The following is a 344-nucleotide window of genomic DNA, read 5'->3' as shown; positions in this document are numbered from 1 at the left end:
TCGTTTACTTGCTCGTCCATCGGATCTGTTACTTCTTTCCCAGCTCCGCTATCTTTTGCCTTCTTAATTTCTTTCTTGAGCGAATCAATCTTCTTCTTTCCTTGATCATAACGCATATCCGCCATCTTCTGATCAAGCTCAGCTTGCTTCATTTGAAGGTTAATCTCTTCATTGTCATAAGAGAATAACTTCGTACCTTTTTCTACCTCTTGCCCTTCTTTTACCTCAATATCTTTCACTTTTCCTTTGGCCGGATCTGCATAGAAGCTTTCAATATTACCAGGCTTCACCTGACCAGAAATTAACTTTGTATTATTCAGCTTACGCTCTGTCACTTTCTCAAA

1 protein-coding gene is annotated in these 344 nt (G+C 39.2%); it reads right to left on the bottom strand.

Annotation, left to right across the window (positions count from 1 at the left end; all coding sequences use genetic code 11):
- A partial coding sequence (locus ACQRBL_RS32685; RefSeq protein ID WP_427736014.1) for a biotin/lipoyl-binding protein occupies positions 1-344 on the bottom strand: 344 nt, incomplete at both ends.

The organism is Bacillus sp. AF62 (assembly GCF_050312695.1).
Classification (GTDB): domain Bacteria; phylum Bacillota; class Bacilli; order Bacillales; family Bacillaceae_G; genus Bacillus_A; species Bacillus_A cereus.
Note: the sequence above shows the minus strand (reverse complement) of the source record. Positions and strands in the feature narration are given on the sequence as shown.